The following is a 23,838-nucleotide window of genomic DNA, read 5'->3' on the forward strand; positions in this document are numbered from 1 at the left end:
CCTTTTTTTATTTTATTGATTTATTTAAATTTGTAAATAACTATAAATATATTAATTAACAAAATCAGTAATATATATGATAATAGTAAAAAAATTTTATATATATGAACCGATGTGATAAAATGGAAATAACTCAAACAGCAAAAGAAAACAAAGAAAAAATACTGCCAAACCAGAAAACATCACTAGAAGAAACAGATCCTGAACTACTAGAAATCATGGACAATTTCATATTCGATGAAACACAGCAACACAACACACTAACATACAGAACAACAACACTAATAACCCTAGCAGCACTAATAACAAACCAATCACAGCAACTATACATGAAAATACTAGAAGGAGCAATAGACAATGGAATAAAACCAATAGAGATAAAAGAAGTACTATACCAGACAATACCATACGCAGGATTATCAAAAGTATACGACTTCATAGACCTAACAAACCAGGTACTAGATGAAAAAGGAGTAGATGTACCATTACCTGGACAATCAACAACAAACAGAAACAACAGAAAAGAAAAAGGATACCAAATACAAACACAATACTTCGGAAAAGAAAATATAGATGCAATGAAAGAAAATGCACCAAAAAACCAAGAACACTTATATGACTTCCTAGAAAGTTACTGTTTCGGTGATTTCTATACAAGAACAGGACTAGACGACAAGGATAGAGAAATTATAACATTCTCAATAATAGCATCACTAAGAGGATGTGAAAACCAGCTAAGAGGACATACTGGTGGAAATCTTTCTGTAGGAAATACAAAAGAAGACTTGATTAGTGCAGTTACAGTACTGTTACCATACAATGGATTCCCAAGAACATTAAATGCACTAGCAATTATAAATGAGATATGTGATGCACAATAAATAAATATAATATAAATTAGGATGTAAAAAATTAGAATAAAACAGCTACTTCATATAGCTTACATGATTGAGAAAATAGAATTACACATACTACTTTAATAATCTAAACGATGCTTATAATTATAATTAAAGTTTTTAATAAAACAGTTTAAAAAAATATAGGTTATTCTAAAATAAATTAAAATTATTATAATTAAATTAATTAATAGGAGATGGAAGAAATGAGTAATGATGAAATATTATTTGGAAAAGGTGAAGTAAACCCATACGGGGAGTTCTTCAGTGGAAAAAGTTATCTAAAAATGTTAACAACAGAAGGAGTGCCAATAGGAAACGTAACATTTGAACCAGGATGCAGAAACAACTGGCACATCCACCACGCAGACAAAGGTGGAGGACAAATACTACTAGCAACACATGGTGAAGGATGGTATCAAGCAGAAGGTGAAGAAGCACAAAAACTAACACCGGGATCAGTAGTAGTAATACCAGCAGGTGTAAAACACTGGCATGGAGCCACAAAGGATAGTGAATTTACCCACCTAGCAGTAGAAGTACCTGGTGAGAACTGTTCCAATGAATGGTTAGAACCGGTAAGTGATGAAGACTACGATAAACTAGAATAAAATAATATTATAATCATCACCCACTCTTTTTTTTTAAAAATATACAATTTTTTCATTATACTTCACTTAATTTATTACACTTAAACTAAATAATATAATAATATAAAACTATTTCAAGAGTAGGTAAGGATGATAAAAGAAGCAACTTGTTATATTAATGATGAATCTATTTATATGAAAATTTATCAACCAGACAAAATAGAAGGTAAATATCCAACAGTAATATTATCACATGGATTATCCCTAAATCATACATTTATGATACCTTATGCAGAGAAATTATTAAAAAAGAACATTGTCAGTGTAGTATTTGATTTTAGAGGTGGTGGATATGACTCTAAAAGTGATGGAAATATAAGTGACATGACCTTAAATAGTGAAATGGATGATTTAAACCAGGTACTTGATTTTGTAAGGACATTAGATTATGTGGATAAAGATAACATATATCTAGCAGGTCATAGTCAGGGTGGATTAATAAGTAGTCTCATTGCACCGACAAGAAGTAATGATATAAGAGGTTTATTCCTATTTGCACCAGCATATGTCATACCATTTGATGTAAAGGAATATCCGGATAATATGCGAGAAAAGAATGTTATGAGATTAATGCCAGAATATCTTGGTACTACCTATGTGGAATCTGTAAATAATATTGATGTGTATAATACTATTAGTAGATATGATGGTGATGTTTATATCTTTCAAGGAAAAAAGGATACACGTGTTCCAGTTAGATATGTAATTAAGGCAAGTGATGTTCTTAGTAATTCCCATTTAATACTATTTGATGAGGAGGAACATAGATTCACAGATGAAACTAAGGATGTAGTTGTTGACAAGATTAGTGAAGTTATAGCAGACAATAGATTATAAGAATACTCTCTTATTATAATCATATTTCCTATTAGATTTACCTGTAAATGGAAGCTATCTCTTTTTTACTATTTTTTATCATATTTTTAGAGAATTATTTTATATTACATGTATATTTCAAAGACTAATTTACCCTATTTAATATTTGTGTATGAAAATCTTATTATTATAGATAAAACATAATATAATAATAGAATAAAAGAAAATAATAATAAATTTATTAGGGAGACAGTAATACAATGGTAAATCCAAACAAAAAAGTAAAAAGACCCGATGGATTAGGTAAAATCTACAGATACAAGACAGATGAAGATAATAAAATATTAACATTACCTATAAAACAATTACTAAAAGATAACTATATTTACATATACAGAGCAGTAAACAATGAAAACTTCTACATTAATCCAGAGGATTCATGCTTCTTTTTTAAGGAGATATTATATGACAATGAAGTAGTAGGCTTTGCAGCATACAGGGGAAGTGACATAAATAATCAATCACTTGTAATGCAATACATATATATCTTACCAGAATACAGGGGAAACGGATTACTGATAGAAGAAATAGATGAAGCATCAACATTATTTGAATCTAGCATTCTCATAGAATATCCAAATAAATACATTGTAAATTCATTATTAAAACATAAAATGGCAAGAGTATTAAATGACAGATATGTAGTATCAAGAATTCCATTTATTGTACCGATGATGTCTCTAGAAGATGCAACTAGTGGTATTGTAAGGGAAGATTATGACATGACCGATAAAAAAGGATACAGTAAATTATCATTGATTTATGATTTAGATTTATGTGCAGTAGTAGGACTAGCATCAACTGATGCTGAAAACATGTTTGATGAAGATAAAGTTACAGAAGAAGATGACTTAAACAACTATAACACAATGAGCCTACCATTAAAAATAGATAATGATAAATTTGACTGCATAAACAAAAGAAGTAACGACCCTCTAATAAATAATGGAACATACTTTGATGAAGTTCGTAAAATAATAGATGATAAAAACGATGTTATACAGAACTGGTTAACCATTTTATAACCACATTAACCTTAACCACCATTCTTTTTCATATAATAAACAAATACTTTTCAGGTGAGCCAATGATAATATATTTTACAAGCACAGGTAACTGTGAATATGTATCAAAAAGAATAGCAGAACGTACGCATGACTACACAGTATCAATGATAGAAAGTAATAAAAATAAGCAATTTGAATTTCACTTAGAAAAACAAGAACCATTAGGTATAGTAATACCAACATATTTCTGGGGACTACCAACATTTGTAGAAGACTATATGTCACAAATAAAAATAACATCTGAAAACAATAATCCATACATATACATAATAACAACCTATGGAACAACACCTGGCTACTCAGCAGGATATCTAGAAGAATATATTACAGATATAAACCTAGAAGTATCATTTAAAGCTAGTGTAAAAATGCCTGATGACTGGACAGTACGCTTTGATTTATCAGATCCTGAAAAAATCAGCAAACAAATACTAGAAGCGGACAAACAAATCAATAACATTATTCCACGAATAGTAAATAAGGAATCAGGAAACTATGTAAAACGTGAAATACCACGATTTATATCAAATATGGCAAGAGGTCCCTATGATAAAGGCAGAAAAACAAGTCACTTGCATGTTGAAAATAACTGCACTGGATGTGGTATATGTGCTAATAACTGTCCAATAGATGCAATTGAATTAATAGATAATAGGCCACATTGGAAAACAGAGTATTGTGTGATGTGTTTACGTTGTTTACATCATTGTCCTACCTTTTCTATTCAATATGATAATAAAACACAAAATCATGGACAATATATACATCCAAAGATATAATGATCTTCCGTTCATAATATATCCCCTCCCATTTTCACTACTTTTTATACTATTTCTTTTTATATGTAACTAAAAAGTAACTCTTTACTTTAATAACTACTAACATATAACGTTAATAATAAATAAGAATATACGAAGTTTGCAATGATAACATAATTAAAATATTAAAAGGAGGGAGCTAGTAAATGGATACAATAGATTATCTAATAGATTACCTTTTAAAGGAAAATCCTAAAATAAGAGTTACTCATAATCCTGAAAATGATGAGGAAAAATTCAGATTATATCGTAGTTTATGTAATATAAGACAACCTAATCCTATAAATGAAAAATACTTAGAAAAAGAAGATGAATTACTGAGTAAAATAACAGAAAATAAGAATCTAACAGATTACAGGAATATACAATTATTAGAGGACAGGATACCAGAAAACAATGTTAATAATGATGATATTATAGCTATATGGAAGGGTGATATCACATCAATAAAAGTTGGAGCAATAGTTAATGCTGCTAATTCACAGGGACTGGGATGTTTTTCTCCATGTCATAATTGTATAGATAATCAGATACATACATATGCAGGCGTATCATTGAGATTAGAATGTAATAAAATAATGAAAGATAGGGATTATAATTTACCTACTGGTGAAGCATTTATTACTAAGGCATATAATCTACCAGCAGATTATGTGATTCATACTGTAGGACCAATACTAAGAGATAAAGTATATGATGAACAAATACAGCAGTTATCTGATTGTTATACAAATTCATTACGTTTAGCTCAGGAAAATAATATTAGAAGTATATCTATTCCTTGTATCTCTACAGGAGTATTTAGATTTCCTGCAGATTTAGCATCACAGGTTGCATTGAAAGCTGTGGATGACTACTTAGATACTAATAATGATGCATTTGATAAGGTAATATTTAATTTATATAATGATAAGGATGTGAATGTATATGAAAGAACTATTTGAGCGTATTAATCAATTACAGAACTTATTAGGAGAATCTGATTATGTGATAATCGGTGGTGGTGCTGGTTTATCAACAGCAGCTGGCATAGATTATGGTGGTGAAAGATTTACAAGTAACTTTAAGGAATTTATTGAAAAATATAATTTCACAGACATGTATACTGCTGGTTTTTATCCATTCAAATCACAGGAGGAGAAATGGGCTTACTGGGCTAAGCATGTATATATGAATAATGTAGGTATGGGTTCTACTGAGTTGTATAAGAAGTTATATGATCTTGTAAAAGATAAAAATTATTTTGTTATAACTACAAATGTTGATGATCAATTTGTTAAGTCAGGCTTTGATGATGAAAAGGTTTTTGCAACACAGGGAAGTTACAGACTCATACAATGTAAGAATGCTTGTCATGATAAATTATACGATGATACAGAAATTGTTAAAGAAATGATGGCTATTACTGATTCAGAATTAAAGATTCCCTCTGATTTAGTTCCAAAGTGTCCAGTCTGTGGTAAAGATATGGAATTAAACTTGCGTATAGATAATAACTTTGTAGAGGATGAAACATGGCAAAAACATAATAATGATTATCGTGATTTTGTGAATAATGCAAAGAAGGGTAAAACACTATTATTAGAGTTTGGTGTAGGATTTAATACGCCTGCAATAATAAGATTTCCATTTGAATCAATTGCAGCACAGTATGATGACTGGAATCTTGTCAGATTTAATAAGGATAATCTGGAATTAGTTGTTGTTCAGAATAATCAAGCTAGTTTACTACCAGTTTCAAAGTTGGATGATATTAAGTTATCTAATAATTTTCAGGATAGATATATTCCATTTTCAGAAGATATTGAATTAGTTATAGATGAATTATTATCTTAATTACTTATTTTTTTTAATAGAACTTTGATTAGTTTTATATTTTATTAGAAGGTGTATTATATTAATTATATCTTGAAAAAAAGTAAGTATTATTAATTACTTGAAATATAATATTATGAAGATAACAGTAATAATTAATATGATGATTACATGGTTATGTTAAATATTATAGTATAAACATTAACATAATATTATAAACATAACATTTGTTTAGATTATTTTTTGTAAAATACAATTTAATCAAGAGGTATGATTAATATGTCTGTATATGATTACGAAGTAAAAGATGATAAAGGAGAATTAGTATCCTTAAAGAAATATGAAGGTAAGGTTTTATTAATTGTTAATTCTGCAACAGAATGCGGATTTACTCCTCAGTATAACGAACTAACAAGCATATATAATGAATTTAAGGATGATGGATTTGTAATTCTTGATTTCCCATGTAATCAATTTGGAGGTCAAGCACCTGGTACGACTGCTGAAATTAAGGAAACATGCAGACTTAAATTTTTAGTAGAATATCCTATATTTGATAAAATAGAAGTAAATGGAGATAATGAGATTCCATTATACACTTATCTTAAACAGGAAAAGGGTTTTGAAGGCTTTGATGAAGAACATGAATTAACACCTATTATTAAGGATATTGTTAGTAAGATAGACCCTGATTATGAAAATAATAGTGATATTAAATGGAATTTCACTAAGTTTTTAATAGACAGGGAAGGTAATGTTGTTAAAAGATTTGAGCCTACTAAGGATTTAAAAGTTGTAAAAAGTGAGATAAAAGAGTTATTATAATGAATGTTGCAATTAGATATTATTCAAAATCGGGGCATACTGAAACATTAGCTAATGCTATCTCAGAGGAGATGGACGTTCCAGCTAAACCTATATCTGAGGGTCTCGATGAGGATGTGGATGTTTTATTTTTAGGTAGTAGTATTTATGGTAATTCTATTGATCCGGCAGTTGTTGAATTTTTCAATAACCTTGATGTAAATATTGGCTGTATTGTGAGTTTCAGTACTGCGGGTATTATGGAATCTACTTATGATCAGATTAAAGAATTAACCGACTTATTTGACATTAAGTTATCCCTTGATGAATTTCATTGTCCTGGTGAATTTGCTGGTATTAATGCGGGCAGACCTAACAAGGATGATGTTGAGGATGTTAAGGCTTTTGTCAAAGGTTTGTTTGATTAAATCTATTTTTTATTTTATTTTTTTTGTAGTGTTATGTTTATATAGGAGGTTTAATAAATTATTAATTAACAATGTTATATTTTATTTTGTATAATAAATAATAAAAAAATTATAATAAACAATAAAAAAATATGAAAAATAAACCAATAAAAAAGAAAAAATAAAGAAAAACAAACAAAATATAAAAAGATGAAAAGATAAAATATTAATATATAATAACGTCTAAAAAGAAGGAGGTGACAAAATGTGTGAATTATTCGGTGTCAGTAGTAATAAGAAAACACAAATAAATGAGTATCTAGAAGCTTTTTATAAACACTCAAACCAACATCCGGATGGATGGGGATTAGCATTAATGCGAAACAAAGAATCAAAAATAGAAAAAGAACCAATAAAAGCATCCGACTCAAAAAAATTAAGAAGAATACTAGACAATCCAATAATAACAAAAAACGCATTCGCACATATAAGACTAGCAACAACAGGACAGATGGAACCAAAAAACTGTCACCCTTTCAAAAAAATAGACAATAACAATCGAACATGGACATTAATGCATAACGGAACAATATTCAACAATACGAAAATAGAACAATACAAAACCATACAAGAAGGAGACACAGACTCAGAAAGAGTACTACTATACCTAGTAGATGAAATAAACAAAACAGAAAACAAAATAAAAAGACAACTAACAAGCAAAGAACGATTCGAATTATTAGACAAACTAGTTACAGACCTAGCAAAAGACAATAAACTAAATTTGATGTTATATGATGGATCATTAATGTATTTCCATACAAACAGTGAAGGTGGACTACATTACCTAAAAAAAGAGAATACTATCTACGTTACAACAAACAAACTAAACAATGAAAACTGGGAAGTATTTCCATTAAACACATTAATAGCAGTTAAAGATGGAAAAATAGTACACCAAGGAAAAACACATAACAATGAATACAGAATCACATTAGAAAACTTCAAATTCATCATGAACAACCTAACACCTACAATGAAAGAAAATCTAATAAAAAACTTTGGAGAAATAACACCCGAAAGATTCTTGGAATCTCAACAACCCGAAGTATAAGAATATGATTTCTTATCTCTCTTTCCCTCCCTATATTTATTCTTTTTCTATAAAATCCTTGTTAACTATTTACAGTATTAGATACATATATAATAATTAGTTTTTTTATTTTAATATGTAATAATAAGGAGTATATAAAAATGAAAGTATTAGGAATTGTAGGAAGTCCTAGAAAGGATGGTAATAGTGATGTTTTAGTAAAAGAATTCTTAGATGCAGTTGATGCAGATACAGAATATATTTTCCTAAATCATAAAAAATTATTCGGATGTAATGCATGTATGGCATGTGAAGAAGGAGACTGTGTAATAGATGATGATGGAAACGATATTATTAAATCATTATTAGATGCAGATGTACTAGTATTCTCATCACCTATATACTATGGACAAATAACAGCACAAGCAAAAACATTCATAGACAGATTCTATCAAATATCTAGAAATGAAAACAAATCATTAGAAGGTAAAAAAGTAGTTACCATATTCACACAAGCACAACCAGAAAATGTATTTGGAGAATACATAGATTCATTCAAAAAAATGCCATTTGGATATATGGGAATGGAAGTTATAGGTAATGTAACAGCTATGGGAACTCAGGGAAAAGGAGATAAAGACGAACTACAAAAATATATTGATGAAGTAAAAGAAATTGCTTCAAAAATATAAAATTCAATATCTTCTTTCTTTTTCAACCCTTCTTATTTTTTTATATGTTTGTAAAAACCCCATAAATTTTTACAATCTACTTATGAAAAACCTTTGTAAACTTAAGAAATAAATAATATTTTTATAATAGTTGTTTTTTAGAAATTATTATTACTCAGAAATTATATAATTTAAACATGTTAATTTTATAAATAAGCTTATTTGGACTATAGACTTGTTATGATTGATAAATCTTAATAAAAAAGAAATAAGTTGTATAGTAATATAGCTTTTTTTTTAACTAGAAATATATTATGAATATAAAAAGATTTCAATTTAAATTAAAAAAATATGCAGTTGAATATGAAGTAATATGGGGGAGTTGATAGAATGACTTTAAAGACGAGCCCCTTTGTTAAATGGGCTGGTGGCAAAAAACAGTTACTTAGTAAACTAAAAGAAAGAATGCCTAACTCCTACCTTAATTATTATGAACCTTTCATTGGTGGTGGAGCTTTATTATTTGATGTACAACCAGAACATGCTGTTATTAATGATACAAATAGTCAATTATTAAATTGTTATAGACAACTTAAAAATAACTATAATAATGTTATTAATGAAGTAAAACTGCTTGACTCAGTATCTTGTGATAAAGAGAGATATTATATTATAAGAGATAAGTATAACAAGAAAATATTAGATAACCAATTAGATGCTGAATGTGCAGCACTTATGATTTGGATTAATAAACATTGTTTTAATGGATTATACAGAGTTAATAAGAAAGGATTGTTTAATGTACCTTATAATAATAAAGTAAATGGTCCATCAATAAATGAAGATAATTTGAGAGATATAGGACTTTATTTAAATAATTATAATGTGGATATACGAGAAGGTGATTTTGAGGATGCATGTGTTGATGTTAAAAAGGATGATTTTGTATATTTTGACTCACCATATGTACCTGTAACAGAAACAGCAAATTTCACAGATTATACTAAAGATGGATTCACTTATGAAGACCATGTACGTTTATCTAAGTTATATAAAAAATTAGATAAAAAAGGTGCAAAAATAATGTTAAGTAACAATGATGTACCATTAGTATATGAATTATATGGTGAATTTAACATAGATAGATTCAACGTAAGACGTGCAATTAATAGAAATGCTAATAAACGTAAGGGCAAAGAAGTAATTATCACAAATTATAGTGGGAATAGTTTAGACACATGGTTTAATTAAAAGAATTAACATAAATTTCTATAAAAATACAAAAAGAATAATTAGAGGTTAAATAAATATTATGTAGAAATATGTTCAACTGTTAAAAATATTAACATAAGAGGAATAATATATGAGGGACTTTGATAAATGGTTTAATGAAATGAGATATAGCATAAATCAATACAACTATTATGTGAATTTTGAAAAAGTCTATGAAAATATAGAAAAATTAAAAATAGAACTTAACATCATGAATTCATTGATAGGTTCTAATAATATTAAACAAGATATGACAGATTTATTTGAAAAATATCCTGAAATATTAAAATGTATACCTATCTTACTAGCAGTTCGTAAAAAAGAAATATATGTTAGAGATGAAGAGGGTGAATTTAATTTTAATTTTGAATCTAGGAATTACTCTATAGAACAATACATTTATTTCATGGAAAAAACAGGATTAGTAGACTTGATAGAAAACCATATTGTCAATAACCTCATAGACTACTGTTTAGGCGTGGAAACAGGATTAGACAGTAATGGACGTAAGAACAGGGGAGGACACCAAATGGAAAATTTGGTAGAATCATACATAAAAAAAACGGGCTTAGAATACTATAAAGAGATGTATCTCAGAGATATTGAATCAAAGTGGAATATGGACTTATCTCAAATATCTGCAGGAGGAACATCGTCAAAAAGATGGGATTTTGTAGTGAAAACAGAAAATAATATCTACGTTATAGAAACAAATTTTTATACAAGTGGTGGTTCTAAACTAAATGAAACAGCACGAAGTTATAAAATGATATCAAGGGAATCAAAAGATATACCAAACTTTGAATTTGTATGGGTAACCGATGGAGCAGGATGGAAAGGTGCAAGAGGGAACTTAGAAGAAACGTTCAATGAAATGGAACATTTATATAATATTACAGATCTGGAAAAAGGAATATTTACTGAGGTGTTTAAATAAAATATAACACAGTAGTTAGTTCTTAAAATAATTTATAAAAATCCAATTAAATCTTTTTATAATATGAATATTTTATTTATTCTTCTATTTTTATCTAGGTTTTAGAACATTTTTTCTAATATTTAAACAAAACATACGAACCTTTTTTAATTAAATAAAGAAAAGATTTTATAATTTACTGATTAATCTACTTCTAAAAAATAGGATTTCTACATAGCCTAAAAAAAACTAATCTGAAAATTTCAAATTGAAGAAAAAAATCAAAATATATTTTATAATATTTTCATATTAATCCATGGTCAAAAAATGGATGGGGATTGCCGTAAAATTTATTTTTTACTTTTAAGATATCTTATTATTAGTAGTAACTAAGGTAACATAAATGACTGATAATAATCATTTCTCTAATATAAGACGTTACAAGAAATTAATTCAAGTAAAAAATGCTTCGTTATTTTCATTGATTGTTCTTGATTTAATTTTTATAGTCATGCATTTTACAATGAATTTAAATCAACAAGCAGTTAGATTTATGACATTGTTTGATTATTTCACATGTCTTTGTCTATTGTTAGATATGATATTTGATTATTATAGGTCTGATGAAGATTTAAAAACTTTTATAAAAAATAATTATCTAGAAATTATTGCTATGCTACCGATTAATGTCAGTTTTATAAGATTTTTTGCAGTGTTTAGATTATTAAGAATATTACATATTTATCGGAAGGTACGACATGTATCAAATAATATGGATGATGATTTAACTGGCCGAGATTTTATTAAAGAAAATATATTAATAATCACAAGTATATTTACTGTAGTATACATGATTGGCTTATCAATTTCCTTTAGATACTTTGATTCAAGTATTAATAATGTATTTGATGCTCTCTGGTTTAATATAGTAACTATTTCCACTGTGGGTTATGGTGATGTTGTACCACTACATTTAGCTGGTAAGTTAACAACAGTTTTAACAGTAATTGTTGGTTCATTTTTTGTTTCAATATTTACTGCTTATTTATCAGCTTTGTATAATGATAAACCTGAATCTGAGCGTAGAGAACTACTTAAGAAAGATATGAAAGAATTAAATTTACATGATAATGATCTTCAAACTGATGTGGATAAACTGGATAAGAATATTAGTAGATTAGAAAAGAATGTTAATGATTTAGAGGATAGTATGGATAATATTATTACTATTCTTAAAAAACAACAGAAAAAATAATTATTGTATATGGTAGGCTATACTAATGAAATTAAAATCATATGAGTTTAAGGTATCAGAGGATACACGTTTATTATTAAGTGAACTTAAGGATATTTTCTTAGTATTACTTACATTAATAGATTTTTTATTTATATTTATAATAACATTCTTTAATGTTTCAGTTAATGTATTATATTTCATGTCGATTTTTGACTTGATGGTGTGTTTTTTATTATTTTTAAACTTAGTATCTATCTACATGAATTCAACAAAATCATTATGGGAATTTGTAAAGACTCATATTATTGATATTATATCGATAATTCCTTTTAATTTCATATTCCTAAGATATTTTGCTGTTTTCAGGGTAATTAAATTGCTTAGATTATTACAGGTAGTTCAGTTAACTAAAGTAGTTACTCTTAGAAATATTCATCTGGGAGCATTAAAGTATTTTATACAGAATAGATTATTAAAGGTATTGGCTGTTATAATTGTATTTTATGTTATCTTATCATCAGTTATATTATCTCAGATTGACCCAGCATTTACGTCAATATTTGATTCCTTTTGGTATAATATTGTTACATTAACTGGTGTTGGATATGGGGATATTACTCCAATTTCATATCCTGGAAAGATAATGGGTATTTTCACAATTATTATGGGAGTATTATTCATTAGTATTTTCACTGCAGCAATGTCTGCACTCTATATGGAGAAGCCGGAGGAAGAAACTAGACGTACAATGAAGGTGTATATTAAGCAGTTAAAGGGAAGAAATAGGATTCTTCAGAATCAAGTGGATAAATTAGATCAAGATATTTCCGATTTACATGTTAAATTAGATGTTATAACTCAGTTACTTGAGGAACATCTGGAAAAAGAGGAAATAGAGGATGCATTGAATAAGGCAGAGGTGGAATCAGATGAAACCAGAAGAAGTTAGAAGAATGGAAGAAGAAGATGAAGATGAGGAGTTTGTAGGATTAAATATTGAACAAAATCTATTAGAAGTTGTACAAAAACTTTTTAAAACGGAACCAGAAGTTGAAGTATTCTATGATGGCTTTCTTGAAAGAGTACATAATGATAAAAAGTTACGAAAACATCAGGATGATAGAAGACGTATGAATGAAGCATTTCTAGATGAATTATTGAAATATCATGATTTAGATACTATTAATAATGCATTGAATAATGTTGAAGTTGATACTGATGGTGATGTTGTTGATGATGAAATTAAATATGTTGATAAACTTTTAAGAAAAACTTTTAAGGATAAGATGGAGTTCAGAATGTTTATGACTTATATTAGTCAGTTTATGATGGAGTCAAATGATACACCAGTTGAAGCTGCAGCTAAATCAATGAAACGTTTAGGTAAAGCAGATAATGAAATTCTAAAGGTAACTAGTGTAATAGATAAAATATTTTAAGAGGGTGACATGTGATGAATGATAATTTAGTAATAGAACATAGATATGTCTTAGATGAAATATTAGTAAGTGATGATAAAAAGGCATCATTCTTGTTAGGTTTTTTAACACGAAAATTAACACATATTGAATATAAGGAATTAAAGGCTACACCATTTCTTAACAAAATATATAACATACAGTTAAGTCATGATAGAATTAAAGCATTATATCCTGTAATGATTAATGAAATACGTAAATATGATGCAATATTTAAAGAATTAGAAGAAGAAGCATCAATTTCCTTACTTAAATCTGATAAAAATTGGAATATTTCTGATGATGAAACAAGCTTCTATTTTACATTAGGTTATACTCTTGGAAGTGCACCTAATTATCATAGAGAAGTTAAAGATAAAGAAATAACATAAAAAATTTTTTAAAAAAAAGATTTGTATGGCTTAGGAGGATTTTATTCTCCAAATTCATCTATTTTTCCTTGAACCATACTAACTCCATATACTATTAGTAATAATAGTGGCCATACACCAATCCTGCCAACCCAGAAGTCAATAATCATAATTATTTTTATTGGAAGTGGCATTGTTATTGAGAAATAATCTGGTCCAACGCCTGTGTTTCCAAGTGATGATGCAGCTAATGAATAAGCTATTTCTAGGTTATTACAGAACAATAATATAATCATTGAACTTATAAGGAATATTAGGATATATGCTATGATATATATGAGTATTGTTCTGATATTATCATTTGACACATCCCTATACTTATTATCATGGTATATTTTTTTAACAATAATAGTATTTTTTGGTAGTAGCATTGTCTGTACTTCCCACCAAATAGATTTAATCATTACTACAATGTTATAAATTTTTAATCCACCACTAGTTGAACATACTGATCCACCTATAAACATTAATATTATTAATATATGATAACAAAAGGATGGCCAGGGAGTTATATCTGTTGTAGTAAAACCTGTTGAAGACATTACTGATACTACTTGGAATAATGAGTGTGAGAATATTTTTACTATATCCTGATGGTAGTATCCTCCAAAGTAGAGTGATAATGCAATAAGTACTGTTCCAAATATGATAATTATTGCCATTGCTTTTACTTCTTCATCTTTGAAGAGTTGTTTTGTATTACCTTTAAATAATCTGTAAAGTAGTACAAAGTTTGTACTTCCAAGTATCATTATTATAATAGTAACAAGTTGCATTAAAGGTTGACTAAAATGTTCAACATGATTTGCATCAACTGAAAATCCACCTGTTGCTATTCCACAAAAACAATAGCATATTGCATCAAATAAATCTAATCCTATTAATAGATAGAGTACAATTCCAATTGCTGTTAATAATAAATATAATTTAATAAATATCATTATAGTATGCTTTATATTAGGAGTCATTTGCTCTGTTTTACCTTCAGCGAAGTATAAACGTTTTAAACTAACGGATGATGGTACTACTACCAGTAATAAAACAATTATTCCTAATCCACCAAACCATTGAGTTAATGCTTCCCATAAGCATATAGAAAAAGAGGTTTCTTCAGCAGGAATTAAAGAAAATCCTGTTGTTGTTATACCAGACATTCCTTGAAATATTGAGTCAATAAATCCTAAATCACCTGATACAAAATATGGTAATCCTGCAAGTAATGCAGTAATTCCCCAAATACTCAATACAAAAATTAATGATCCCTTTAAGGACAATTGAGTTAATTGTCTACTCCTGAAACTAGTAAATAAGATAATACCTATAGCAATTGATATTGCTGATGAAATAATAAATGCATTTAAGTATGTCGGTGCATCATGATATGCTAAAGCAGTTATGATAGGAGCTAACATGAATAAGCCTATTAATATGCATACATATCCACTATAGTGACCAATTGTTTTTAATTCGTCTTGTTTTAGTTTATTTACTATAAATGAGTTCATAATTGATTACCTTATTTATTTACATATCTATTTTGTTAATGGTGATATTTAAAAATTTATATGAAAATGTTTAAGTTGATTTTAAAAAAGTTAAATAAAAGAGGGTTAAAACGTTCTTATTATAATTCTATTTTCTTTCAAAGGTTATTACAGATACTAAGTCTCTGAATGTTGAACCTATACTTCCACCAAGAGAACCTATTACTATTCCGCCAATAATAGTGAATAATAATATGATTCCAATAGATAAACTTATTGATAAGTCAGCAGTACCAAGAACACTACTAAACCGTGGAACATAGTATATTGTTAGAATTATACTGAAAATAAAACATAATAAGAAGCTTGACGTTGCACCTCTTAAAGCTCTATGTTTAGGATTTTTTTTATTGGATGGATTATATAAAAATGATGCAAATAATGCTGAACAGATAATTGCTAGTAATGTACCTGTTATAGGATAGCTTAGTATTCTTCCCATGAATAATATAACACTTCCTAAAAATAATCCTATAATAATTGATGTTTCATAGTCCATATTAAAATTCATATTAATCTAATATTTTCTTTATTATTATAAGTATTAAATATTTTCTAAAAAAAAAGGGAGAGGATAAGAGGATTTAGAATAGATTTTCATGTATTTCGTAGGTAGTCTCCTTTTAGTAATTCCATATTCAATCCATGTCCTTTAAGGATATATGTTTCATGGGGTGTTATAAGTATTAATAATTCATTCATGGAATCTTCAATGAAATAAACGTTATCTGATAAAACCTTTGAAATTATCGTGTTTTTGTCAATCAACTGTTCTATATCTTCTGTATTATCGACGTCATTGCCTATAACTATTAAATCGGCTACTGGCACATAGTTTAGTTTACTGTAGTTTTCATCATATAATTTATCTTTGTTATTCAAAATGTTATAATCAATCATTCTGAATAGTTCATTGCTATTTTTTGTTATTATTATTTTATCTTTTAATATTTGTTTGTTAATTTTTGTAGTTTTTGTTATATTTCTGTCTATATAAATATATTCGATTGAATGCCATTCAGGGTAGTTACTCAATATATTTATAATATCATTTCGTGAGCTCATTATGTCCTCCTAAAAAATTAAATATAATAAGTCTATTTTTATTATAATAGACTTACAATAATTATTTTATAATTAATAGTATTTAAATAATTCTATTTTAGAAATAACTAATTTAAAATTAATTTTAAGATATTTAAATCTATTAAAATAAATATTTCATATATTGATTATTGAAAAAAATTAGGAAAATATTATATAAAAAAAGATAATTTTGTAAAAAAAATAATAATAATTGAAACTAAAAAAAAAATAAAAGAAAAAAAATTTATTTAATTAATTTGATGAAGAGGATTCACTTCCACCTTCACTTCCACTAGAATGACTACTGGATTCCTGACTAGAAGAACTTGAACTTTCACTAGCTTGTTGTTGATAACTTGATGATTCTTGAGGTTGATTATTGTCACTTGGATTTGTAGCTTGATCTACATGTTGGCTATTGTCATGTGATTGATTCATAGAACTATTACTAGTTGTATTATTTGTGTCATTTGTAGTATTATTATGTGAGAAATCAAAATTAGTAAAACCATTACTAATAATAAGTAATGCAACTAATATAATTCCTACAATAATAATTATAACATTATTCTTTCTCATGATACATATTTTTATCAAACACAGTATATAATAATATCAAATTAATTAATATCTAAAAATAACAAACTAATACAATTATATGTACATGACATAATCTAATAAAGAAAGAATAGATTATATATTTAATTATATTAAAAATAGCTATAAAAATTTAGTATTAATATTGATATATTTGTTTATTTAATTAGTTTAATTAGAATATTTTAAATTAAATATTTTACTTTAAAATATTTTTTTTTTAAAAAAGAAAAGTGTGGAAGGAATTTATTCTTCCACTGTTGCTTCGAATGTTTCTACATGTTTATAGTTTTTAGATCTTGCACTGTCTAGACTTATAAGCATGGTTGAACCGTTATGGAATACGGATGTTAATGATGGTGTGATTACTCCTGTTAATCCTAGGCCCATGAAGAATGTGTTTAGTACAAGTATTAATCCATAGTTTCTGTGGATTAATTCTAGCATTCTTTGGCTTATTAATCTCATAGTTACGAGATCGTTTAGGTTTGGTCTGAGTAATGTGATATCTGCAACTTCTCTTGCTAGGTCAGATGAATCTTTCATTGCTACAGATACATCTGCTGCGGATAGTGCTGGTGAATCATTTATACCGTCACCAACCATGATTACTTGTTTTCCTTCTGCTTTAATTTCCTCTACTATTCTTGCTTTGTCTTCTGGTAGTACTTGTGATCTGTATTCATTTACTCCTAGTAGTTCTGCTGTTGTTGCTGCAGCGTTTTCACTGTCACCAGTAAGCATTATGATATCAGCTATGCCTAAGTTTCTTAGTTCGCTGAGCACTTGTTGAGCTTCTTTTCTAGGTGGGTCGTATATGCAGATTATTCCTTCTAATTTACTGTCAATAGCAAAGTAGATTATTGAATATTTATCTGCATTTTCATCTATGATTTTTTCTTGTTCTTTTGTTATTTCTACACCTTCATCTTCAAGAACGAAGTGTCTGCTACCTAGCACTGTACGTTTGTTAAATAGTTTTGTAGCAATACCGTGGGCTACAATGTATTCTACTTCGGAGTGTAATTCTTCTCCGTGTGTTAATCCTTGTTCAATTGCTTCTTCCACTATTGCTGTTGCAACACTATGTGGGAAGTGTTCTTCAAGGCATGCAGCTTGTCTTAGTAATTCGTCGTCAGATAAACTACCTAATGATACTACTTTTGCTACTTTTGGTTTGGATTCTGTTAGTGTTCCTGTTTTATCAAAGATTATTGTGTCTGCATTAGCAAATGCTTCTAAGTATCTTCCACCTTTTACCACAATTTCTCTTTCTGATGCTTCTCTCATAGCTGAGATAATTGTTATTGGTGTTGCAAGTTTTATTGCGCATGAATAATCTACTGTTAGTGCTGATATTGCTTTTATTGTACTTCCTGTTAAGATGTATGTTAGTATTGTTACAGCGAAGTTCCATGGTACTATTGAATCTGCTAAATCTTCTGCTTTACTTTCAATTCCTGCTTTTGCTTTATCTGAACTTTCAATTAAATCAATAATTTGATTTATTCTTGTTGATTCATTTATTGCATCGACTTCTATGGTTATTGAACCGTTTTCAACAATGGTTCCTGCGAATACTGCTGTTCCTTCATTTTTATGGACTGCTAGTGATTCTCCAGTCATGGTTGCTTCGTTTATTTCAGCATCTCCTGATAGAATTATACCATCAGCAGGGATTATTGTTCCTGTTCTTACTATTACTTTGTCGCCTTTTTTGAGCTGTGAGAATGGTATTTGTATTTCTTCTCCAGTTTCTGTTTTTATCCATACTTTGTTGATGTTTAGCATTAGACTGTTTTCTAGTGAGTGTTTTGTTTTTTCTATTGTGTATTCTTCTAGTATTTCTGATAATCCTAGTAAGAATGCTATTGAGCTTGCTGGTCCAAACATTCCCTGAGATATTGTCACAAATAGGGATGTTGCATCAAGTAGGTCTACGTCTAGTCTTAGGTGTATTAAACTGTCAGCACCTTTTAATATAAATGGTATTGATTCATATAATACTTTTGCTATGTTTAGTGGTGCAGGTAGGAAGAATTTGAAGAAGTATCTGGTTACTATTTTTTTTATTATCTTGTTTATGTATCTGCTATCTGTTTCGTTAGCTAGTTGTAATGTTGTTGGGTCAGCTTCGAATAAGTCTGATTTTTTTATATCAGCTATATATTTAAATACTCGTTTTTTGCTTCCAGTGTATTCAACATATATACTACCATTTGTTGATGAAACTTTAACAGATTCAATGCCCTTTTTTTCTGTTAATAATTGGGCTATTCCATATCCTTCTTCTGTTGTAAATGCAGCTCTTCCAGCGCGAACACGTAATCTGTTTTTATCATTATCATAAACTATTTTAAATTTCATTTTAGTCCCTTATTTAAGTTATTTTATTAAAAAAAATGTAGGGTGGAGTTGATAATGTTTTTGTGTTTATTCTTCAGATTCGTCTTCTTCATCTATGTCTTCAGGACCATATATTTCTATTTTTTGTTTTTCTTGTGCTTCTGCGTGGATATCTTCTGCATCTTCTTTGATGTTTTCGATTCCTTCTTCTACAGAGTCTTTTAAATTTAGGAATCCTGCGGTTGCTGATACAGCTGCGTTGTGTGCTGCGTCTGTTTGTGCTATTTTTCTAATTGCATATGCTGCAACCATTCCGCCGATGAAGTATTTTACTTTTGTTTGTCCAAAAAATTTTCTTGCTTTTGTTCCAAATCCATCGTCATTATTATTATTGTTTGCCATATTATCACCTTTTGAATTATATTTTAATTAATTTTCTATTTTCAAAGAATAGTTTTTTTTATTCTTTATTTGATTATTATATTTTTATCTTATTTAAAGTTATTATTTATTTTTGTTGATTAATGTTTATTTTTACTTTATTTTGAGTATAACCTAATATTATCTATTATTTTTTTTTAGTGTGCCTAAATTTTAATCAAAAATTGTATATTCGTCTTATTTTGTGTTTTATTTGTTTATTTTCTGTTTTTTAGAAGGTTGAATTTTTTATCATTTTATTTATCATGATAAATAATGATAATTTTTAATTTAATTAATATATTCTTTTTTTAATTTAAACGTTTAATTTTTCTTTTTCGGACTGTATAACTATAAATAAATTATTTTTGATTATTAAGTCAATAATCTTTTTTCTTATCTAAAATAACTGTCATATTGCTAATTAAATTATCATGATAAATCATTACAAATAAACCATTACTTTAAATACTACCACCCTCATAATTAAGAGTAACAATCATAAGTAGTTATGATTGGCATTAATATTTTTAGGAAAATGGTTCTACAAAATACAGGGATGGAAGGATTTTTCTAAAAAGATTAAAATATTTAAAATAACATATAATGGAGAAATCACAAATGCAAAGATTTACTTTACCACGAGACGTATATTTTGGAGAAAACGCATTAGACTACCTTAAAGAATTAGAAGGAGAAAAAGCAGTAATAGTAATAGGTGGAGGATCACTAAAAAGATCAGGAGTATTAGACATAGTACTCAACAACCTAAAAGAAGCTAACATAGAAACAAAATTAATTGAAGGAATATCACCAGACCCATCCGTAGAAAGTGCAATGGAAGGAGCAAAAATAATGGAAGAATTTGGTCCTGACTGGATTATTGCAATGGGTGGAGGATCACCTATCGACGCTGCAAAAGCAATGTGGATTTTCTATGAACATCCAGATGCAACCTTCGAACAGATATCTTCAAATGAAAACTTCCCAAAAATGAGAAACAAAGCTAAATTCCTAGCAATCTCTTCAACAAGTGGAACAGCTACAGAAGTAACTGCATTCTCTGTAATAACTGATTATGATACAGGTATAAAATACCCAATTGCAAACTTTGAAATTACACCCGACGTAGCAATTGTAGACCCACTACTTCCTAAAACAATGCCACAAAAACTAACAGCTTACACAGGAATGGATGCATTAACACACGCAATAGAAGCATATGTAGGATTAGTACATCAACCATTCACGGACGCACTAGCATTACATGCAATAAAACACATATTCGAAGATCTTATAGACTCATATAATGAAGATATGGATGCAAGAGAAAGAATGCACTACTATCAATGTGAAGCAGGTATGGCATTCTCAAATGCATTACTAGGTATTGTACACTCTTTAGCACACAAAACAGGAGCAGCATTCAGTACAGGACACATACCTCACGGATGTGCAAACGCAATCTACTTACCATACGTAATTAAATTTAACTCAAAAGCAGATGCAAGTAGATATGGAGATATTGGTAGATTCATAGGAATGCAGGGTACAGACGAAGAAATTGTAAGACAATTATGTGTAAAAATTGATTACTACAATGAACAAATGGGAATTCCAAAAACACTTAAAGAATTTGGTGTAAACGAAGAAGAATTCCTCGAGAAAAAAGCAGAAATTGCTAAACATGCACAAGAAGACGCATGTACTCCAACCAACCCAAGAAAAACAAATCCAGAATTACTCGAAAAATTATTAGAATACATCTACTATGGAAAACAAGTAGACTTCTAAGAGGAGTAAATATCACTTAACCTCCTTTATATTTTTAATAAAAAATATTGATTATCCCACAAAAAACATGTAAATAATAATTGGAGAAGATTAAAATGGAAAATCCAGCAGATTCAGAATACAAATTATATATAGATGGAAAATGGTGTGATGCATCAGACAAACAAACCTTCGAAACAACATGCCCAGGAAATGGAGAAGTATTATCAACATGTGCAGAGGCAACAAAAGAAGATGTAGATAAAGCAGTAAAAGCTGCATGGAATGCATTCCCTGAATGGAAACAAGTAGAACCAATAGAAAGACAAGAAATTCTACTAAAAATAGCAGACATCATAGATGAAAATGCAGAAAAACTAGCATTAATAGAATCACTAGATAATGGTAAAGCATTACGTGAAACAACTTCAATTGATATACCATTCTCATCAGATCATTTCAGATACTTTGCAGCAGCAGTAAGAACAGAGGAAGGAAGTGCAACAAAACTTGATAATAACACATTAAGCTTAATATTAAGAGAACCTATAGGAGTAGTTGGTCAAATTGTACCATGGAACTTCCCATTCTTAATGGCTGCATGGAAACTAGCACCAGTACTAGCAGCAGGATGCTGTACAGTATTCAAACCATCAAGTTCAACACCATTAAGTGTACTTGAATTTGCAAAACTAATTGATGGAGTATTACCAGACGGTGTATTTAACATAGTAACAGGTAAAGGTTCCAAGTCAGGACAATACCTTCTTGACCATCCAGATTTAAGAAAACTCGCATTCACAGGATCTACAGAAGTAGGTTCCAATGTAGCAGACGCTGCAGCAAAAAAACTTATTCCAGCAACACTAGAATTAGGTGGTAAATCAGCTAACATTTATTTTGAGGATTGTAAATGGGACATGGCAATGGATGGATTACAATTAGGTATATTATTTAACCAAGGACAAGTATGCTGTGCAGGTTCTAGAGTATTCGTACAAGAATCAATCTATGATAAATTTGTAAAAGAAGCAGTAGATGCATTTAAGAAAATAGATGTTGGAATGCCATGGGATCCTAATGCACAAATGGGTGCACAAATTAACGAAAGACAAGTAGAAAAAATACTTTCATGTATAGAAAAAGGTAAAGAAGAAGGGGCAACAGTAGCTGTTGGTGGTAAAAGAATGACTGATGGAGACTTTGCTAATGGTTGTTATGTAGAACCAACATTACTAACAGATGTAACAAATGATATGTCTGTTGCTCAAGATGAAATATTTGGTCCAGTTGCAGTAGTAATGCCATTTGAAACTGAGGAAGAAGTAGTAGATCTTGCAAATGACAGTTACTATGGATTAGGGGGAGCAGTTTGGACTAGAGATATTAACAGAGCTATAAGAGTAGCAAGTAACATTGAAACAGGTAGAATGTGGATAAATACATACAACTCCATACCAGCAGGAGCACCATTTGGTGGATACAAAGCTTCAGGTATTGGCCGTGAAACCCATAAAATGATTTTAAATCATTATACACAAGCTAAAAACATAATGATCAATCTTTCAGAAGAACCAAGTGGATTCTATCCAAAAAAATAAGTTGAACTATTAGTTGGAATATCACTAAAACATCACGAATTCGTTTCATAATTTATTATTC

Annotated in this window: 25 protein-coding genes; 19 read left to right on the top strand and 6 right to left on the bottom strand. The window is 28.6% G+C overall.

Annotated features, from left to right (window positions below; translation table 11 throughout):
- The first annotated feature begins 122 nt into the window (after positions 1 to 122).
- The 17 genes from OTK55_RS05775 to OTK55_RS05855 all read left to right on the top strand — a co-directional run bounded on the left by OTK55_RS05775 (position 123) and on the right by OTK55_RS05855 (position 14,371).
- Complete coding sequence (locus tag OTK55_RS05775) at positions 123 to 881, top strand: carboxymuconolactone decarboxylase family protein (RefSeq protein WP_274871161.1); 759 nt, start codon at positions 123 to 125, stop codon at positions 879 to 881.
- Positions 882 to 1,093: 212 nt separating this feature from the next.
- On the top strand, positions 1,094 to 1,507 hold the full coding sequence (locus OTK55_RS05780; RefSeq protein WP_274871163.1) for a cupin domain-containing protein: 414 nt from the start codon (positions 1,094 to 1,096) through the stop codon (positions 1,505 to 1,507).
- Positions 1,508 to 1,636: 129 nt separating this feature from the next.
- Positions 1,637 to 2,383, top strand: coding sequence for an alpha/beta hydrolase family protein (locus OTK55_RS05785; RefSeq protein WP_274871165.1), 747 nt, complete (start codon positions 1,637 to 1,639; stop codon positions 2,381 to 2,383).
- A gap of 239 nt (positions 2,384 to 2,622) precedes the next feature.
- The gene (locus tag OTK55_RS05790) at positions 2,623 to 3,447 is read left to right on the top strand and encodes a GNAT family N-acetyltransferase (RefSeq protein ID WP_274871166.1); all 825 of its coding nucleotides are present in this window, start codon (positions 2,623 to 2,625) and stop codon (positions 3,445 to 3,447) included.
- A 62-nt stretch (positions 3,448 to 3,509) separates the two neighbouring features.
- Positions 3,510 to 4,268 (top strand): EFR1 family ferrodoxin, encoded by a 759-nt coding sequence (locus OTK55_RS05795; protein WP_274871167.1) that lies wholly within the window; start codon positions 3,510 to 3,512, stop codon positions 4,266 to 4,268.
- Positions 4,269 to 4,453: 185 nt separating this feature from the next.
- Positions 4,454 to 5,251 carry a protein-ADP-ribose hydrolase gene (locus OTK55_RS05800; protein WP_274871168.1) on the top strand — a complete coding sequence of 266 codons (798 nt, stop codon included), beginning with the start codon at positions 4,454 to 4,456 and terminating at the stop codon, positions 5,249 to 5,251.
- Complete coding sequence (locus tag OTK55_RS05805) at positions 5,235 to 6,143, top strand: SIR2 family NAD-dependent protein deacylase (protein ID WP_274871170.1); 909 nt, start codon at positions 5,235 to 5,237, stop codon at positions 6,141 to 6,143. The genes OTK55_RS05800 and OTK55_RS05805 overlap by 17 nt, the downstream gene beginning before the upstream one ends.
- Positions 6,144 to 6,401: 258 nt before the next feature.
- Complete coding sequence (locus OTK55_RS05810; protein WP_274871171.1) at positions 6,402 to 6,947, top strand: glutathione peroxidase; 546 nt, start codon at positions 6,402 to 6,404, stop codon at positions 6,945 to 6,947.
- Positions 6,947 to 7,354 (top strand): NADPH-dependent FMN reductase family protein, encoded by a 408-nt coding sequence (locus tag OTK55_RS05815; RefSeq protein ID WP_274871172.1) that lies wholly within the window; start codon positions 6,947 to 6,949, stop codon positions 7,352 to 7,354. Before OTK55_RS05810 ends, OTK55_RS05815 begins: the two co-directional genes overlap by 1 nt.
- A 244-nt stretch (positions 7,355 to 7,598) precedes the next feature.
- Positions 7,599 to 8,447 (top strand): class II glutamine amidotransferase, encoded by an 849-nt coding sequence (locus OTK55_RS05820; RefSeq protein ID WP_274871173.1) that lies wholly within the window; start codon positions 7,599 to 7,601, stop codon positions 8,445 to 8,447.
- A 140-nt stretch (positions 8,448 to 8,587) separates the two neighbouring features.
- Positions 8,588 to 9,118 (top strand): flavodoxin family protein, encoded by a 531-nt coding sequence (locus OTK55_RS05825; protein WP_274871174.1) that lies wholly within the window; start codon positions 8,588 to 8,590, stop codon positions 9,116 to 9,118.
- Between the two features lie 369 nt (positions 9,119 to 9,487).
- Positions 9,488 to 10,348 carry a DNA adenine methylase gene (locus tag OTK55_RS05830; protein WP_274871176.1) on the top strand — a complete coding sequence of 287 codons (861 nt, stop codon included), beginning with the start codon at positions 9,488 to 9,490 and terminating at the stop codon, positions 10,346 to 10,348.
- Positions 10,349 to 10,460: 112 nt separating this feature from the next.
- On the top strand, positions 10,461 to 11,306 hold the full coding sequence (locus tag OTK55_RS05835; protein ID WP_274871177.1) for a type II restriction endonuclease: 846 nt from the start codon (positions 10,461 to 10,463) through the stop codon (positions 11,304 to 11,306).
- Between the two features lie 382 nt (positions 11,307 to 11,688).
- The gene (locus OTK55_RS05840) at positions 11,689 to 12,540 is read left to right on the top strand and encodes a potassium channel family protein (RefSeq protein ID WP_274871178.1); all 852 of its coding nucleotides are present in this window, start codon (positions 11,689 to 11,691) and stop codon (positions 12,538 to 12,540) included.
- A 25-nt stretch (positions 12,541 to 12,565) separates the two neighbouring features.
- Positions 12,566 to 13,471, top strand: a complete 906-nt coding sequence (locus OTK55_RS05845) for a potassium channel family protein (RefSeq protein WP_274871180.1) — start codon at positions 12,566 to 12,568, stop codon at positions 13,469 to 13,471.
- Positions 13,452 to 13,961 (top strand): hypothetical protein, encoded by a 510-nt coding sequence (locus OTK55_RS05850; protein ID WP_274871183.1) that lies wholly within the window; start codon positions 13,452 to 13,454, stop codon positions 13,959 to 13,961. The genes OTK55_RS05845 and OTK55_RS05850 overlap by 20 nt, the downstream gene beginning before the upstream one ends.
- A gap of 14 nt (positions 13,962 to 13,975) precedes the next feature.
- On the top strand, positions 13,976 to 14,371 hold the full coding sequence (locus tag OTK55_RS05855) for a TM1802 family CRISPR-associated protein (RefSeq protein WP_274871184.1): 396 nt from the start codon (positions 13,976 to 13,978) through the stop codon (positions 14,369 to 14,371).
- A gap of 41 nt (positions 14,372 to 14,412) precedes the next feature.
- Here OTK55_RS05855 and OTK55_RS05860 read toward each other — a convergent pair whose 3' ends face one another.
- The 6 genes from OTK55_RS05860 to OTK55_RS05885 form a co-directional block, all read right to left on the bottom strand.
- Positions 14,413 to 15,915 carry a TrkH family potassium uptake protein gene (locus OTK55_RS05860; RefSeq protein WP_274871186.1) on the bottom strand — a complete coding sequence of 501 codons (1,503 nt, stop codon included), beginning with the start codon at positions 15,913 to 15,915 and terminating at the stop codon, positions 14,413 to 14,415.
- A gap of 127 nt (positions 15,916 to 16,042) precedes the next feature.
- Positions 16,043 to 16,453 (bottom strand): DUF5518 domain-containing protein, encoded by a 411-nt coding sequence (locus OTK55_RS05865; RefSeq protein WP_274871188.1) that lies wholly within the window; start codon positions 16,451 to 16,453, stop codon positions 16,043 to 16,045.
- A 98-nt stretch (positions 16,454 to 16,551) separates the two neighbouring features.
- The gene (locus OTK55_RS05870) at positions 16,552 to 17,019 is read right to left on the bottom strand and encodes a hypothetical protein (protein WP_274871189.1); all 468 of its coding nucleotides are present in this window, start codon (positions 17,017 to 17,019) and stop codon (positions 16,552 to 16,554) included.
- A gap of 273 nt (positions 17,020 to 17,292) precedes the next feature.
- A complete protein-coding gene (locus OTK55_RS05875; RefSeq protein ID WP_274871191.1) occupies positions 17,293 to 17,619 on the bottom strand; it encodes a hypothetical protein in 327 nt (108 codons plus the stop codon).
- Between the two features lie 264 nt (positions 17,620 to 17,883).
- On the bottom strand, positions 17,884 to 20,004 hold the full coding sequence (locus OTK55_RS05880; protein WP_274871192.1) for a heavy metal translocating P-type ATPase: 2,121 nt from the start codon (positions 20,002 to 20,004) through the stop codon (positions 17,884 to 17,886).
- Positions 20,005 to 20,070: 66 nt separating this feature from the next.
- Entirely contained in the window at positions 20,071 to 20,385 is a 315-nt protein-coding gene (locus OTK55_RS05885) for a hypothetical protein (protein ID WP_274871194.1), read from the bottom strand.
- A gap of 639 nt (positions 20,386 to 21,024) precedes the next feature.
- On the opposite strand from OTK55_RS05885, the gene OTK55_RS05890 reads away from it, so the two are divergent.
- Both OTK55_RS05890 and OTK55_RS05895 read left to right on the top strand, forming a co-directional pair.
- Positions 21,025 to 22,197: an iron-containing alcohol dehydrogenase gene (locus OTK55_RS05890; protein ID WP_274871196.1), complete on the top strand. Its 1,173-nt coding sequence runs from the start codon at positions 21,025 to 21,027 to the stop codon at positions 22,195 to 22,197.
- Between the two features lie 95 nt (positions 22,198 to 22,292).
- A complete protein-coding gene (locus OTK55_RS05895; protein WP_274871198.1) occupies positions 22,293 to 23,777 on the top strand; it encodes an aldehyde dehydrogenase family protein in 1,485 nt (494 codons plus the stop codon).
- Positions 23,778 to 23,838: the final 61 nt, after the last annotated feature.

It is taken from the genome of Candidatus Methanosphaera massiliense, assembly GCF_028890305.1.
Classification (GTDB): domain Archaea; phylum Methanobacteriota; class Methanobacteria; order Methanobacteriales; family Methanobacteriaceae; genus Methanosphaera; species Methanosphaera massiliense.